The organism is Aeromonas sp. (assembly GCF_050252055.1).
Classification (GTDB): Bacteria; Pseudomonadota; Gammaproteobacteria; order Enterobacterales; family Aeromonadaceae; genus Aeromonas; species Aeromonas caviae.
Window position 1 is genome coordinate 285,821 of sequence record NZ_JBFWLQ010000006.1, and the last position, 13,728, is coordinate 299,548.

Genomic DNA, 13,728 nt, shown 5'->3' on the forward strand with positions numbered 1-13,728 from the left:
TTTCATTTTGAGTGCCCCTGCCTGTGGGCGGCAGGTCGCCGGCCTCAGGGCTTGAAGGCGCCGATAAAGATGGCGGGGTCGACGCGGGCGTCGTTGAGGCTGACGTTCCAGTGCATGTGGGGACCGGTGGCGCGGCCGGTGGCGCCGACCCGGCCGACGATGCCGCCGCGGGGCAGGCTCTGGCCCAGCTTCACGTCCACTTTCGACATGTGACAGAACATGCTGATGAGGCCCTGGCCGTGGTCGACGAACACCGTATTGCCGTTGAAGAAGTAGTTGCCGATGAGGATGACCTTGCCAGCGGCTGGTGCCTTGATGGGAGTGCCGGCTCCGACCGCGAAGTCGAGGCCGGAGTGGGGATTGCGCTCCTCGCCGTTGAAGAAGCGGCGCAGCCCGAAGGGGCTGGAGAGCGGGCCCTGGACCGGCTTGTCAAACAGCAGGTTGCTCGGCTGAGCCGGGCTGAAGGTCTGGTAGGCGCGGGTCTGTTCGGCAAGCTCCCGGTTGATGCGGGTCATGTCTTCGGCCAGCGGATTGACCTGGCGGCTGTTCTTGAGCTTGATGTGCTGCTCACGGTAGTGCTTGGTGCCGACCGTGAAACTCAAGGTGCGGCCATCGCTGGTGGTTACCTGATGGGGGCCGGGCGCGCTCTTGAGCGGGATGCCGACGATGGCGATCCACGTCTTCCCGTCTTCCTGTACCACCAGCACAGGCTTGTCCTGATAGCGCACTGCGGGTGCCTTGGCCCCGCTTCCCAGTGGTACCACGGCCACGCCCCCCGGCACCGGGTGGTTGAGCAGGCGGCTGATAAACCCCGGTTCGGCGTGAAGCGCAGGGCTGCCGAGCAGCAGGAGAAGAAAGAAGAGGCGGCGCATGATGACTCCATCGGATCAGGGGGAAAGCAAGAGGGGGGAGATGATGCCACATTCTGGCGGTGCTGTCCGTCAACCGTGGCCGATAAACTCGTCGGCTGCGGCCCAGAAGGACGCAACGGACACGCCATTGCAGCGAGGTGAATGCTCTGGTTGCGGGGATCCGCTTTCCCTTCGACCTTGCCAGCCTGAGCAGGGGGCCGCTGCGCTACCGCATCTTGGGGGCGCTCGCGAGCGACAACCGTTTCATCACCACCAGCCTGGTCGGGGTCGGGGTGGGCATGGCCGGACAGGGGCCCTGACCCCTATTCCATTCGATACCGCCATCGCGGTACCCTACTCGGCGGCGACCCAGGTCACCGACTGTAAGATGAGGCTCTCCCCGACCCGGTTGCCGGGCCAGGTAGTACGCACCGGCCCCATCATGGTCACGGTGAGCGTGTCCTGAGGAGACGCCGCTTCGCCCCTATTTTTCGACGAGGTCAATGATGAACAGTGACAGGGCCCTGCGCCGCGAACCCAAACGCCATGGCATAGGACAGGGCTGGATCTGGATCCGCACCGGATTCGACATCTTCAACAAGGGGATGGGTGCCAGCGTGGCCATGATAGTGCTCTGGTTTGTGGTGGGCATCGTGCTGGATCAGCTGCCGGCGGGGGGCTTGATCTCCCAGTTGCTCTATATGGTGTGGGGGGCTGGCTGGGTGGCGGTGGCGCGGCGGGGTCACCATGGGGAGGCGCTGCAATTTGGCGACTTCTTTGCCGGTTTCCGCCATCGGTTGACCCCCTTGATGCTGGGGGGCCTGATGGTGCTCGGCCTCATCATGGGGATCCTGATGATCTGCGTGTTCCTGCTGCACCAGTGGGGACTCACCGGCCTGTTGTCCGCGGATCCGGGCTCCCTGGCGCTGACCCCGGAGCAGGCACAGGGCTTCCTCGTCTGCGCCCTGGTGGGATTGGCACTGTTCGTTCCCGTGCTGATGGCCATCACCTTCGCCCCCGCCCTTATCCTCTTCCATCAGGTCGGGGTCTGGCAGGCAGCCAGGCTCAGCTTCAAGGGATGTCTGCGCAACATGTGGCCCTTCCTCTGGTGGGGGCTGCTCGGGGCTGTGCTGATCTTCTTTGGCGCACTCCTGATGCTGGTGGGCTTGCTGGTGGTGCTGCCTGCCATCAACTACTCCATCTATGCCGCCTATCACGACATCTATCTGGAGGATCAGGAGGCCGAGGAGGGAGAGACCCCGGTCAAGGCATTCGGTTTCGAAGCCTGACCGGGCACAGGATGGAGCAAAGAGGGGCCGCGAGGCCCCTTTTTTGTGCGGCTCGCAGGGATCAGAGAGGGGGAGGGGCTTCTTGCCACAGGGGATCGTCCGCCATTCGCTCCACGAGAAAGTCGAGGAAGCTGCGCAGCAAGGGGGACATCTGTTTGCGGGTGCCATAAACGGCATAGACGCCGAGGCGCTTGGGCTGCCACGGGGTGAGCAGGGGGACCAGGGCGCCGCTTGCCAGATGGGGCTGAACCGAGTAGGCGGGTTGCAGGCTGATCCCCGCCCCGTCCAGGGTGGCGGCCAGCAGCAGGTTGGAGATGTTGGCGCTGAGGTTGCCGCTCACCGGGACGGATTCGGGACCATCGGGCCCCAGAAACTCCCACAGGCTCTTGCCGAAATAGGTGTAGGTGAGGCAGTTGTGCAGTGCCAGATCCTGCACCTGCTGCGGCGGAGCATGGCGGGCCAGGTAGGCTGGGCTGGCGCACACCACCGAGTGGCAGGTGCCGAGCCTGCGGGCCACCAGGTTGGGATCGAGGTCGTTGGTGATGCGCAGGGCGAGATCGATTCGCTCCTCCACCAGATTGACCGTCCGGTCCAGCAGCAGGATGTCGATCGCCGTGCCGGGGTAACGGGCCAGGTAGTCGTTCGCCGCCCCGACCAGCAGGGCTTCGGAGAGAGAGTAGCTGCTGGTTATGCGCAGTTGCCCCTTGGGGGCCTCGTCATGGCGGATGGCCAGGTGTTCCATCTCTTCCCCCAGGGCCAGCATGGCTCTGGCCCGGTTCAGCGCCTCTTCTCCCGGCCCGGTCAGGCTCAGCCGGCGGGTGGTGCGGTGCAGCAATCTGGCCCCCATCCAGCGTTCCAACTCGGCCAGGTAGCGCGACACCATGGCGCGGGACATCTCCAGTTTCTCCCCGGCGCCGCTCAGGCTGCCCTGTTCCACTACGCAGACAAAGACCCGCAATGCGGTCAGCCTATCCATCTTGTGCCCCTATATGCTCGATTTGTGCAACAGTGATGCGCCCATTATGCGGTATTTGTATCGATGGTGATGCAATAAACTGCGCTCATTCCATTAATCCACACCGATGAGCGTTATCTGATGAACAACACACTGCGTACCCTGACCCTGACCAGCCTCCTGATGACGGGTTCCGCCCTGGCGGCCCCCCTGACCGTGACCGTCTACAACCCCGGCGAGAAGGCCATCTTCCCCGTCTCCTCCTCACTGGTAACCGGTGACAAAGAGGCCATCCTGATCGATGCCCAGTTCGATGTGCAACATGGTCAGGCGCTGGTGGACATGATCAAGAAGAGCGGCAAGAAGCTGACCACTGTCTATATCAGTGCCGGTGACCCCGACTTCTACTTCGGTCTGGAACCCGTCATGGCTGCGTTCCCGGATGTCAAGGTGCTGGCCGACCAGCATGTGGTCGACCATATCAAGCAGACCAAGGATGCCAAGCTGAGCTACTGGGGCCCGATCCTGGGCAAGGATGCGCCCAAGAGCCTGAGCGTGCCGCAAGTGATGACGGCCAGCCACCTGACCCTGGATGGCGAGAAGATTGAAATCAAAGAGATGAACACCCCGAATGCCTACCTCTGGGCCCCTTCCATCAAGACGGCCTTTGGCGGTGTGCCGGTCTACAGCGGCGTGCACGTCTGGATGGCGGACAGCCAGTCCAAGGCCGCTCGCAGCCACTGGGTCAAGGCGCTGAACAATCTGCTGGCGCTGAAACCCGAGCGCGTGGTGCCGGGTCACTTCCTGGGGACTGCGCCCAAGGGTACCGAAGCCGTGACCTTCACCCGTGACTACGTGCAGCGCTTTGAGCAAGAGCTGGCCAAGACCAAGCACTCCGGCCAGCTGATTGAAGCGCTGAAGAAGGCTTACCCCTCCCTGCCGGTCGACGATGGCCTGGCCATCGGTGCCAAGGTCAATACCGGCGAGATGAAGTGGTAACTCCCTGACGCCTACATCCCTGTGTTTTTTTCCGGGCCCGAGGGCCCGGTTTTTTATCCAGCATTGAAGCGAGAATGATGATGAACGAAGCGCAAACAACCCTCCATTATGTCTATGACCCCCTCTGTGGTTGGTGCTATGGCGCCGCCCCCCTGCTGAAAGCCGCTGCCGAGATCCCGGGCCTTCGTATCGAACTGCATGGGGGGGGCCTCTGGATGGGCGCCAGGCGCCAGGCCATGGGACAGCCCCTGCGGGACTATGTGCGCCCCCATGACGAGCGCATCCATGCCCTCACCGGACAGCGCTTTGGTGAGCGCTACTTCAACGAGCTTCTGCTCAACGAGTCACTGCTCCTCGACTCCGAGCCGCCCATACGCGCCGTTCTGGCGGTGAGCGAGCTTGGCGGCGACGGCCTTGCCTTGTTGCACCGCATCCAGGAAACCCACTACCGGGATGGGGAATGGGTCGGTTCCCCGACACGGCTGGCGGCGCTCGCGCGGGAGCAGGGGCTGACACCGGAAGCATTCGCCCTGGCCTTTGGTCGGGTCGATCTTGTGGGCCATCTGGCCACAAGCCAGGCGTGGCTGCGCCGGCTCGGCGGGCAGGGGTTCCCGACCCTGGGATTGATGCAAGGGGAGCGCGTCGTTGCGCTGCCTGTCTCCTCCTATCTGGGAGAGCCAGCGGCGTTCGCGGATCACATCACCTCCCTGATGGGGTGAGTCTCTCGCCCATCGCCTGCGGCTTGTCAAAGGAGAGGGAGAGGGCAGACCCGTCTGCGCGCCTCCCTTGTCCCCCGCACCGTTCTTGTGCATGCTATCGGCCTCATTGAACGGCAGGATGCAGTACCTATGAACCTTCGCGATCTCGAATATCTGGTAGCGCTGGAAGAGGAGAAACACTTTCGCAAGGCAGCGGAGCGCTGCTTTGTCAGCCAGCCGACCCTGAGTGGCCAGCTGCGCAAGCTGGAAGATGAACTGGGAGTGATCCTCATCGAGCGCACCTCCCGCAAGGTGCTGTTCACGCCCGCCGGCGATGCCATGGCCCGTCAGGCGCGCAAGGTGCTCAAAGAGGCGCGAGAGCTCAAGAGCATAGGCCAGCACTTCGCCGAGCCCATGTCCGGCGAGATCCACATCGGTTTCATTCCCACCGTGGGCCCCTACCTGCTGCCCCACATCATCCAGGATCTGCGTGAACACTTCCCCAAGCTGGAGTTCTACCTCTACGAAGATCAGACCCAAGTGCTGCTCAAGCGGCTGGAGGAGGGGGAGCTGGATTGCCTCGTGCTGGCGGAGCTGGAAGGGATGGAGGGGTTTGGCGCCATCCCCCTCTATCAGGAGCCCATGTGGCTGGCCGTGCCTCAGCATCACCCGGAGGCGAGCGCCAAGGCGGTGCCCCTGCACAATCTCAAGGGCAAGAAATTGCTGATGCTGGCCGACGGTCACTGCCTGCGGGATCAGGCGATGGGTTTCTGTTTTGCCGCGGGCATCGGTGAGGATCAGCGCTTCAAGGGTACCAGTCTGGAGACCTTGCGCAACATGGTCGCCGCTGGCAGCGGTATGACGCTGGTGCCCAGGCTCGCCGTGCCCGCCAACCCGGAGGAGGGGGGCGTCAGCTATCGCCCGGTGATCAACCCCGTGCCGGGGCGCACCATCTCCCTGCTCTATCGTCACTACTCGGTTCGCCGCCCCTGCTTCAATGAGCTGGCGGCCCGCATCTCGAGTCTGATGAAAGCCCTGCTGGGCTGACGCAGCCCGCTCGTCATCCCGAAACAAAAACCGGCGCCTGGGCGCCGGTTTTTGTTGTTTCCAGGGGGACCTAGAAGATGTCGTCGGTGGAGACGGGACCGTCTGTGGTCGCATCGTCACCGCCATACACCTGGTTGCCATCGGAGATCTGGCTCGCGTAGCGGGTGGGCTCTGTGCCCTCTTTGAAGAACTCCTCTGTGGTACTGCCATCGGCGCGATTGGTCAGCAGACCGGTTTCACGATCGATGCGGACCTGCATGATCCCTTCGGGGACCGGCATCTTGCGCTCGGGCACCTGTTGCAGAGCCGTCTTCATGAAGTCAATCCAGATGGGCTGGGCGGCACCGCCGCCAAACTCGGCCCGGCCCAGACCGCGCTGGTGGTTGTCAAAACCGATCCAGGAGGTGGCCACCAGATTTGGGGTATAGCCGGAGAACCAGGCATCCCGGGATTCGTTGGTGGTCCCCGTCTTGCCCGAGATGTCGTGACGCTTGAGGTCACGGGCTGCCCGCCAGCCGGTACCACGCCAGCCATTGCCACCCCAGATGGCGGTGGTCAGGGTGTCGGTGATGAGGAAGGCGCTCTGGGCACTGATGGTCTGCGGTGCCATGTTGTTGGGCACGACAGGATCGATGGGGCACTGGGCCTTCCAGTCTGCCGTGGTATTGGCATAGGCATCCGCGCTGTCGAGACCGGCGGCGGCCAGCACGCCGCAGTCGCGGCAGGCGGCGGCCGGGTTGGCCTCGAACAGGGGGGTGCCGAAGCTGTCGGTCACTTCGGTGATGAAGTAGGGGGTGACCTGGAAGCCGCCATTGGCCAGCACCGAGTAGCCGCGCACCACTTCCAGCGGGGTGAACTCCGCCGCACCCAGCGCCAGGGATTCGTTGGCAGAAATGTGATCACGGGCGAAGCCGAAGCGGGTCAGGCCGTCGATATAGGTATCCAGCCCGATGGCGCGCATCAGGCGGACCGACATCACGTTCTTGGACTTGGCAAGGCCGAGGCGCAAGGTGGTCGGCCCTTCATAGATGGCGGGCGAGTTCTTGGGCTGCCACATGGGGCCCTTGGCAGGATCCCACTGGTTGATCGGTGCATCGTTGATGAGGGACGCCAGGGTATAGCCCTGCTCCAGCGCGGTGGCATAGAGGAACGGTTTGATGTTGGAGCCGACCTGACGACGGGCCTGATCGACCCGGTTGAACTTGGAGAGCTCGAAGCTGAAGCCGCCGACCAGGGCCTCGATGGCGCCGTCTTGCGGGTTCATGGCCACCAGGGCGGCGTTGACGTCGGGGATCTGGGAGAGCAGCAACTCTTCCCCTTTCTCCCTGACCCAGATCTGGGCGCCGACTTTGAGTACATCCCGCGCCGATTTCGGGGCAAAGCCCTGGCGATCGTCGGTGATGAAGGCACGCGCCCACTTGATGCCATTCCAGCCCAGTTCGGCCTGTTTGCCATTCTTGAGCACCAGGGTGGCGCTCTTGTCGCCTAGCTGGGTGACCACGGCGGCCATCAGGGGCTGATAGGTCGGCTGCTTGGCCAGATGGGCCATGATCTGCTCGTAGTCCCAGGCTGTTTCACCGGCTTTCCACAGCAAGGCGGTCGGGCCACGGTAGCCGTGGCGGGTGTCGTAGTCGAAGACACCGTCCAGCAGCGCCTGATGGGCGGCGCGCTGACGCTTGGCGGTGACAGTGGTATAGACGTGCAGCCCCATGGTGTAGGCATCTTCACCAAACTGCTCCACCATCTTCTGGCGCACCATCTCGCTCAGATAAGGGGCGTTCAGCGTGGTCTCGGCACCGTGAAAACGGGCCTTGACCGGCATCTTGGAGGCTTCGTCATACTGGGCCTGGGTGATTTTGCCGGTTTCCAGCATGCGACCCAGCACCACGTTGCGGCGGGCGAAGGCGCGCTCCGGGGAACGGATCGGGTTCAGCATGGAGGGTGCCTTGGGGAGACCCGCGATGATGGCGATCTCGTCCAGGGTCAGATCCTTGACCTCCTTGCCGAAGTAGACCTGGGCGGCCGCGCCGACCCCGAATGCCCGGTAGCCGAGGGGGATCTTGTTGAGATAGAGGGTGAGGATCTCGTCCTTGGAGAGGTTCTGCTCGATGCGCCAGGCGAGGAACACTTCCTTGATCTTGCGTACCAGGGTCTTCTCGTTGCTCAGGAAGAAGTTGCGGGCCACCTGCTGGGTAATGGTACTGGCGCCCTGACGCGCCTGGCCGGAGACGGCCCAGACGGTGGCGGCACGGATGATGCCGATGGGATCTATGCCCGGGTGCTCATAGAAGCGGGCATCTTCGGTGGCGAGTACGGCATCGATCATGGACTGGGGAATTTCGTCCAGCCGCAGAGGGATGCGACGAATTTCGCCAAACTGGGAGATCAATTCCCCGTCCCGGCTGTAGACCTTCATGGGGGTAGCCAGTTTGACATCGCGCAGGGCGCTGACGTCCGGCAACTGGGGCTTGATGTAGAAGTAGATGCCGATGAGGCTGGCAACGCCCAGCACAGCACCCAGCATCATGACAATAAACAGGCGAACGAGCCATTTCAGCATGGAAGAACTACCAATCGTCTTAAAATTAGCCAACGGGCGCAGAGTATAGCCTTTTTACCCTCGCGGATTCGAGGTTTTCCTGTCCGCAAACAGGCGACCCCGAGAAGAGGCGGGAGGGTAGCACTCCAGGGCACAATTACCAAGGGGGCCGCAATCAAGGCCGAAAGGAGAGGGGCGTCAACTTTTGACACAAACTTTATGACATTGATAGATAGAGCATTATATTGAGTTAAGCCGTCACATCATGACGCGCTGTCCTACAATAAGTCCGAAAACCCAATAACGCATGGATGTGTATATGTTTGGGCTATTAAGTAAGGGATCCCTCGTCTCCATGGCGGGCATTGATTTTGGCAGTCAAACCATCAAGGCCGTCACCATCAGCGGACGTCCCGGCAAGGTGCACCTCGGTTCGGTTGCCGAGATCCCCATGCCAAGAGGAACGCTGGTCGACTATCAACTTCAGGACATTGAACGGGTCAGTCAGTCCCTCAAGTCGCTCAAGCGGCTCGTGCAGGGGGATTGCCAGAACGTGGCCACGGCCGTGACCGGTTCCAACGTCATCACCAAGATCATTCAGGTCGATACCAACATCAACGAGAGCGAGCTGGAGAACCAGGTTCACCTGGAGGCAGAGCAGCTCATCCCCTTTCCCCTCGATGAAGTGAGCCTGGATTTTGAAATCCTCGGCATGGCGGGCGACAACGGGCGTCAGGAGGTCCTGCTCAGTGCCGCGCGGACCGAGAGCGTCAGTGGCCGGGTCAGTGCCCTGACGGAGGCAGGCATGACGACCATGGTGGTGGATGTGGGGGCCCATGCGCTCGGACGCGCCGTGCTGGCCTGCCTGCCCGACCTGCAAACCTCGGAGAAACCGGTTGGCATCGTCGACATCGGTGCCAGCGCCCTGACTTTCGCCGCCCTGCTACGGGGCCAGGTCATCTATTCCCGGTTGCAGAATTTTGGTGGTGATCAATACAGCCAGGCATTGGCCTCTTTTTACAGCATGAGTATGGAAGAGGCGGAACTGGCCAAGCTCCAGGGCTCCCTGCCTGCGGATCATGAGGTGGATGTCCTATTGCCTCATCTCAGCACCCTGGTGTTGCAGATACGGCGCAACGTGCAGCTGTTTTGCAGCTCTTCGGGGAACAAGGAGCTCTCCAGGCTGGTGCTGACCGGGGGGGGGAGCCTGCTGCCGGGGCTGGCCGGACAAATCGGCAGCGAGCTCAACTGCGAGGTGCTGCATCCCGATCCCTTTGCACTCTTTGGTAAGCCGCAGGGAGAGGGAGGGCTGACTCATGGGGCCAAGTACATGACGGCGCTCGGGCTGGCACTGAGGAGCTTCACACCATGTCAAATATAAACCTTCTGCCTTGGCGGCAGGCTCGGGCGCAGCGTCAGAAGAAACAATTCGGTATCCTGTTCGGTCTGTTCCTGGCGGGGACGGCAGCCATCGCCTTTGCTGCAGACTGGCTGGTGCAGCAGCAGATCGGCTACCAGCAGCAGCGCAATCAGCGGTTGCAGCAGGAGATGGCAACCCTGGACACCCAGCTTGGGGAGATCAGGCTTCTCAAGGAGCGGCGCAAGGAGTTGATTGACCGCATGCAACTCATCGAGCAGTTGCAGATGCGCCGCAACATCCCTGTGCGTCTGTTCAATCAGCTGCCGGTGCTGGTCCCCAATGGGGTGTATCTTGATAGCCTTGCCTTGCAAAACAACAAGATAGACGTGAAGGGAAAGACCGAAGCCTATGGCAGGGTGGCCAGCATGATGCGCCGAATCGACGGGTCCGGCTGGCTGACACAATCCCAGCTCAGCACCATTTTCACGGCCGAGGTGGCCCCCATCGCCCTGAGCCAGTTCTCCATGATGTTCCAGATTGCCACGGCGCTACCCAACGTGGCTAAGGGGCAAAAATGAACCTGCAACAACTCAACGACCTGGATCTCAATGACATTGCCCGCTGGCCGCCGATCGCCAAGGGCATCTTTGTCTTCTTCTGCTGTGCTCTGCTTGGCGGGGCACTCTATTACTACGTGATTGCCAATTCCCTGGCGGCCCTGGGTCGTGAAGCCGCAAAAGAGACTGAGCTCAAGGGACAATTCGAGAGCAAGGCCATGCTGGCCGCGAACCTGGAAGCATACAGAAAGCAGATGGTCCAGCTGGAACATCTGGTCGACACCCAGCTCAAGCAGCTGCCCAACACCCACGAAGTCGCCGGTTTGCTGGATGACATCAGCTTCATTGCCACCGACAACGGTTTGACATTGAACAGGATCAACTGGGAGCCAGAGGTGAAACACGAGTTCTCCACCGAGCTGCCTATGCGCATCGAGGTCGTGGGCACCTATCACGAACTTGGCAAGTTCACGGCGGACATGGCTGCCCTGCCCCGTATCGTGATCCTGGATTCTTTCCAGCTCAGCCAGGGGAAGGGCGGTGAGCTGATCGGTATGTCCATGCAGGCCAAGACCTACAAGTACAACGGCAAAACCGTGGAGAAAAAGCCATGAGCATGAGAGCGGGCGTACTTCTCTTGTCGGCACTGCTGTTGACGGCCTGTGGGGGACAGGAGGACATGGATGAGTATGTCAAACAGACCAAGGCCAGAAAGCCGGTACCGATCGAATCTTTGCCGGAGATAAAGCCCTTCTCTCCCATGGTCTATCAACGCAGCGATCAGCGCAGTCCGTTCATTGCACCCCAGCCGGAAACCAGTTCCAGGCTGGATGCCAAGGCCAAGCCGGACTGTGCCCAGATAGTGGCCAATCGGGAAAAGGAGGTGCTGGAACGCTACTCGCTTGCCAGCCTGAGCATGAAAGGCTCCATCGGCAAGCAGGGGCAGTTGTGGGCATTGATCAAAACCCCGGACGGGCAAGCCGTGCGCGTCGGGCTCAACCAGCACATGGGGCTGGATCAGGGCAGGGTCATCAAGATAACGAACACGCATGTTGACTTGATGGAGACGGTACCGGATGGCAAAGGATGCTGGGTCACCCGAGAAACCCAGCTGGCCATGGCCAATCTCGACGCAAAACTATGATCAGGGATGAGCAGAGATGAGAACAACAATAAGAAGGATGACCGGTGTGGCGCTGCTGTGGCTGGGCGGATGCACTCAGGTGTGGGCAGTACCCGCGTTGCAGGAGGTCAAGGTGAATCCCCTGCTGGCCGATCAACTCCTGCTGGAGCTCAGCTTCAGCGAACCGGTCAGCGGTTTTACGGACAGGTTGACCTATGAACCCAATCAGCTTCTGCTGCACGTACCCGGGGCCATCGGTGCCCTGACGGTCAATCCCCTGCCCATCAAGCAGCAAGGGGTGAACAACCTCCTGGTGGAGGGGAAGGGGCAGGGGCTCGACATCAAGATCGCCCTCGATCAGCTCACCCCCTATCAGGTCCATCAGCAGGGCAATAAATTGCTGGTGGCGTTGGGAGACAAGGCAGGGCAGCCGGTCGCTTCCTCGGCGGCGCTTGTTGCAGCCAGCCAGTCTGCGCTCGTCAGAAGCCAGCCGGTGACTCAGTCTGCATTGATTGACACCCAGCGAGTTGCCCAGAACCAGTCCCAGTATCAGGCTCAGCCGGCCATGGTTTCCACACCTACTGTGGCTCCTTCGCCCGTTGCCCCCGGCAAGCCGGTGTTGTCCGTGTCTCAGGCAAACATGGGGGGCGCCTACTTCAACTCGGTCAAGGGCGTGGATTTTCGCCGTGGCAAGGAGGGGCAGGGGGAGTTCCTCGTGACGCTGGACAACAGTTCGGCGGCGGTGGATGTCAGCAGCCGTGGTCAGAAAGTGCTGGCCAAGTTCCACGGTACCCGGGTGCCTGATGATCAGCTCAACCTCATCAATGTGCAGGACTTTGCTACCCCGGTCTCCCAGGTGGAGGTGTTCCGCCAGGGCAATGACACCCTGTTCGAGCTCTCGGTGAACGGTCAGTTTGACTACCGTTACGATCAGGCCGACAAGATGTTCATCATCGAGGTGAAAAAACGGGTGGCCACCACGGCGGCGAAGCAGTACCAAGGCAAGCCCATCTCATTGAACTTCCAGGATATTCCTGTTCGTACCGTGTTGCAGATCATCGCCGATTTCAACAATCTGAACCTGGTGACCACGGACTCGGTCTCTGGCAACATCACGCTGCGTCTCGATGGCGTGCCCTGGGAACAGGCGCTGGACATCATCCTCAAGGTCAGAGGGCTGGACAAACGGCTGGACAACAACATCCTGCTGGTGGCGCCGGCGGACGAGATTGCCGCTCGCGAGAAACAGCAGATGGAGAGCCGCAACCAGGTGGCGGATCTCGCCCCCCTCTACACCGAGTATCTGCAGATCAACTATGCCAAGGCATCGGAAGTGGCGGCCCTGCTCTCCTCCGAGAGTACCAAGCTGCTCTCCCCCAGAGGGGCGGTCAGCGTGGATGAACGTACCAACGTGCTGGTGGTCAAGGACACGGCGGATGTCATCAGCAACGTCAAGCGGATGCTGGATATCCTCGATATCCCGGTCAAGCAGGTGGTGATCGAGGCGCGCATGGTGACCATTGATGATGGCTTCGATGAGGCTCTGGGGGTGCGCTGGGGGGTGACCAAGACAGACGGTCATGGCAACGGCACCTCGGGCACCATAGAGGGTAATGATGGCGCCGGAAACAATGATGGCAGTTCCACCATCACTCGCCCCAACGTAGAAGACAGACTCAACGTTAACCTGCCGGTGACCAACGCGGCCGGCACGCTGGCGTTCCAGGTCGCCCGTCTTGCCAATGGTACTCTGCTGGATCTTGAACTCTCGGCTCTGGAAAAGGAGAGTAAGGCCGAGATCATCGCCAGTCCGCGTGTCACCACGGCCAACCAGAAGCCGGCCCTGATCGAGCAGGGGACCGAGATCCCCTATGTGGAGTCCTCTTCCAGCGGGGCGACCTCGGTCACCTTTAAGAAGGCGGTACTGAGCCTCAAGGTCACGCCGCAGATCACCCCGGACAACAGGGTGATCCTGGACTTGACCGTGACTCAGGATACCAAGGGGGAAACCGTGCCGACCGGGACCGGGGATGCGGTGTCCATCAACGCCCAGTCCATCACCACCCAGGTGTTGGTCAACAACGGTGAAACTCTGGTGCTTGGCGGCATCTATCAACAGACCATCAAGAGTGATGTCAGTAAGGTGCCGCTGCTGGGGGATATCCCCGGGTTGGGCTATCTGTTCAAGAAAACCACCAGTGAAAACAAGAAGCGTGAACTGCTGATCTTCGTGACCCCGAGGATAGTGACCGACGCCCTCTGAAAACTTTACTTGTGAGAGTAAAACACATATAACCTTACGCCCCGATG

13 protein-coding genes are annotated in these 13,728 nt (G+C 61.3%); 10 read left to right on the forward strand and 3 right to left on the reverse strand.

Features of this window, described 5'->3' with window-relative positions:
• Positions 1–44: 44 nt before the first annotated feature.
• Positions 45–872, reverse strand: coding sequence for a M23 family metallopeptidase (locus AB7E19_RS13245; RefSeq protein WP_039039573.1), 828 nt, complete (start codon positions 870–872; stop codon positions 45–47).
• Between the two features lie 137 nt (positions 873–1,009).
• Here AB7E19_RS13245 and AB7E19_RS13250 point away from each other — a divergent pair, with 137 nt between their 5' ends.
• Both AB7E19_RS13250 and AB7E19_RS13255 read left to right on the forward strand, forming a co-directional pair.
• Positions 1,010–1,171, forward strand: coding sequence for a hypothetical protein (locus AB7E19_RS13250; RefSeq protein ID WP_180911452.1), 162 nt, complete (start codon positions 1,010–1,012; stop codon positions 1,169–1,171).
• Between the two features lie 186 nt (positions 1,172–1,357).
• The gene (locus tag AB7E19_RS13255) at positions 1,358–2,140 is read left to right on the forward strand and encodes a BPSS1780 family membrane protein (RefSeq protein ID WP_069652133.1); all 783 of its coding nucleotides are present in this window, start codon (positions 1,358–1,360) and stop codon (positions 2,138–2,140) included.
• A 61-nt stretch (positions 2,141–2,201) separates the two neighbouring features.
• Here AB7E19_RS13255 and AB7E19_RS13260 read toward each other — a convergent pair whose 3' ends face one another.
• Positions 2,202–3,116, reverse strand: coding sequence for a LysR family transcriptional regulator (locus tag AB7E19_RS13260; RefSeq protein WP_427935569.1), 915 nt, complete (start codon positions 3,114–3,116; stop codon positions 2,202–2,204).
• A 120-nt stretch (positions 3,117–3,236) separates the two neighbouring features.
• Between AB7E19_RS13260 and AB7E19_RS13265 the strand changes: the two genes are divergently transcribed.
• From AB7E19_RS13265 to oxyR, 3 genes are all read left to right on the forward strand, one after another.
• Entirely contained in the window at positions 3,237–4,094 is an 858-nt protein-coding gene (locus AB7E19_RS13265) for a Vmh family MBL fold metallo-hydrolase (protein ID WP_368223943.1), read from the forward strand.
• 74 nt (positions 4,095–4,168) lie between these two features.
• A complete protein-coding gene (locus AB7E19_RS13270) occupies positions 4,169–4,813 on the forward strand; it encodes a DsbA family protein (RefSeq protein ID WP_043155970.1) in 645 nt (214 codons plus the stop codon).
• Between the two features lie 129 nt (positions 4,814–4,942).
• Entirely contained in the window at positions 4,943–5,839 is an 897-nt protein-coding gene (gene oxyR / locus AB7E19_RS13275) for a DNA-binding transcriptional regulator OxyR (RefSeq protein ID WP_010673817.1), read from the forward strand.
• A 70-nt stretch (positions 5,840–5,909) separates the two neighbouring features.
• Here oxyR and AB7E19_RS13280 read toward each other — a convergent pair whose 3' ends face one another.
• Positions 5,910–8,399 (reverse strand): penicillin-binding protein 1A, encoded by a 2,490-nt coding sequence (locus AB7E19_RS13280; protein ID WP_010673818.1) that lies wholly within the window; start codon positions 8,397–8,399, stop codon positions 5,910–5,912.
• A gap of 298 nt (positions 8,400–8,697) precedes the next feature.
• On the opposite strand from AB7E19_RS13280, the gene tapM reads away from it, so the two are divergent.
• The 5 genes from tapM to AB7E19_RS13305 are packed head-to-tail and all read left to right on the forward strand — an operon-like array spanning position 8,698 to position 13,681.
• On the forward strand, positions 8,698–9,759 hold the full coding sequence (gene tapM / locus AB7E19_RS13285) for a PilM family type IVa pilus assembly protein TapM (RefSeq protein WP_041212565.1): 1,062 nt from the start codon (positions 8,698–8,700) through the stop codon (positions 9,757–9,759).
• On the forward strand, positions 9,747–10,316 hold the full coding sequence (gene tapN, locus AB7E19_RS13290) for a PilN family type IV pilus biogenesis protein TapN (RefSeq protein ID WP_039039579.1): 570 nt from the start codon (positions 9,747–9,749) through the stop codon (positions 10,314–10,316). The genes tapM and tapN overlap by 13 nt, the downstream gene beginning before the upstream one ends.
• The gene (gene tapO, locus AB7E19_RS13295; protein ID WP_041212566.1) at positions 10,313–10,909 is read left to right on the forward strand and encodes a PilO family type IV pilus biogenesis protein TapO; all 597 of its coding nucleotides are present in this window, start codon (positions 10,313–10,315) and stop codon (positions 10,907–10,909) included. Before tapN ends, tapO begins: the two co-directional genes overlap by 4 nt.
• A 2-nt stretch (positions 10,910–10,911) precedes the next feature.
• Positions 10,912–11,439 carry a pilus assembly protein PilP gene (locus AB7E19_RS13300; protein ID WP_029314119.1) on the forward strand — a complete coding sequence of 176 codons (528 nt, stop codon included), beginning with the start codon at positions 10,912–10,914 and terminating at the stop codon, positions 11,437–11,439.
• Positions 11,440–11,455: 16 nt separating this feature from the next.
• On the forward strand, positions 11,456–13,681 hold the full coding sequence (locus AB7E19_RS13305; protein WP_266109719.1) for a type IV pilus secretin PilQ: 2,226 nt from the start codon (positions 11,456–11,458) through the stop codon (positions 13,679–13,681).
• Positions 13,682–13,728 lie beyond the last annotated feature (47 nt).

Excerpts from the sequence above, each read along its gene's own strand:
- AB7E19_RS13245 (WP_039039573.1), bottom strand. The coding sequence starts at position 872 with ATGCGCCGCCTCTTCTTTCTTCTCCTGCTGCTCGGCAGCCCTGCGCTT.
- AB7E19_RS13265 (WP_368223943.1), top strand. The coding sequence starts at position 3,237 with ATGAACAACACACTGCGTACCCTGACCCTGACCAGCCTCCTGATGACG.
- tapM (WP_041212565.1), top strand. The coding sequence starts at position 8,698 with ATGTTTGGGCTATTAAGTAAGGGATCCCTCGTCTCCATGGCGGGCATT.
- AB7E19_RS13300 (WP_029314119.1), top strand. The coding sequence starts at position 10,912 with ATGAGAGCGGGCGTACTTCTCTTGTCGGCACTGCTGTTGACGGCCTGT.
- AB7E19_RS13255 (WP_069652133.1), top strand. The coding sequence starts at position 1,358 with ATGAACAGTGACAGGGCCCTGCGCCGCGAACCCAAACGCCATGGCATA.
- tapO (WP_041212566.1), top strand. The coding sequence starts at position 10,313 with ATGAACCTGCAACAACTCAACGACCTGGATCTCAATGACATTGCCCGC.
- AB7E19_RS13260 (WP_427935569.1), bottom strand. The coding sequence starts at position 3,116 with ATGGATAGGCTGACCGCATTGCGGGTCTTTGTCTGCGTAGTGGAACAG.
- oxyR (WP_010673817.1), top strand. The coding sequence starts at position 4,943 with ATGAACCTTCGCGATCTCGAATATCTGGTAGCGCTGGAAGAGGAGAAA.
- AB7E19_RS13305 (WP_266109719.1), top strand. The coding sequence starts at position 11,456 with ATGAGAACAACAATAAGAAGGATGACCGGTGTGGCGCTGCTGTGGCTG.
- AB7E19_RS13270 (WP_043155970.1), top strand. The coding sequence starts at position 4,169 with ATGATGATGAACGAAGCGCAAACAACCCTCCATTATGTCTATGACCCC.
- AB7E19_RS13280 (WP_010673818.1), bottom strand. The coding sequence starts at position 8,399 with ATGCTGAAATGGCTCGTTCGCCTGTTTATTGTCATGATGCTGGGTGCT.
- tapN (WP_039039579.1), top strand. The coding sequence starts at position 9,747 with ATGTCAAATATAAACCTTCTGCCTTGGCGGCAGGCTCGGGCGCAGCGT.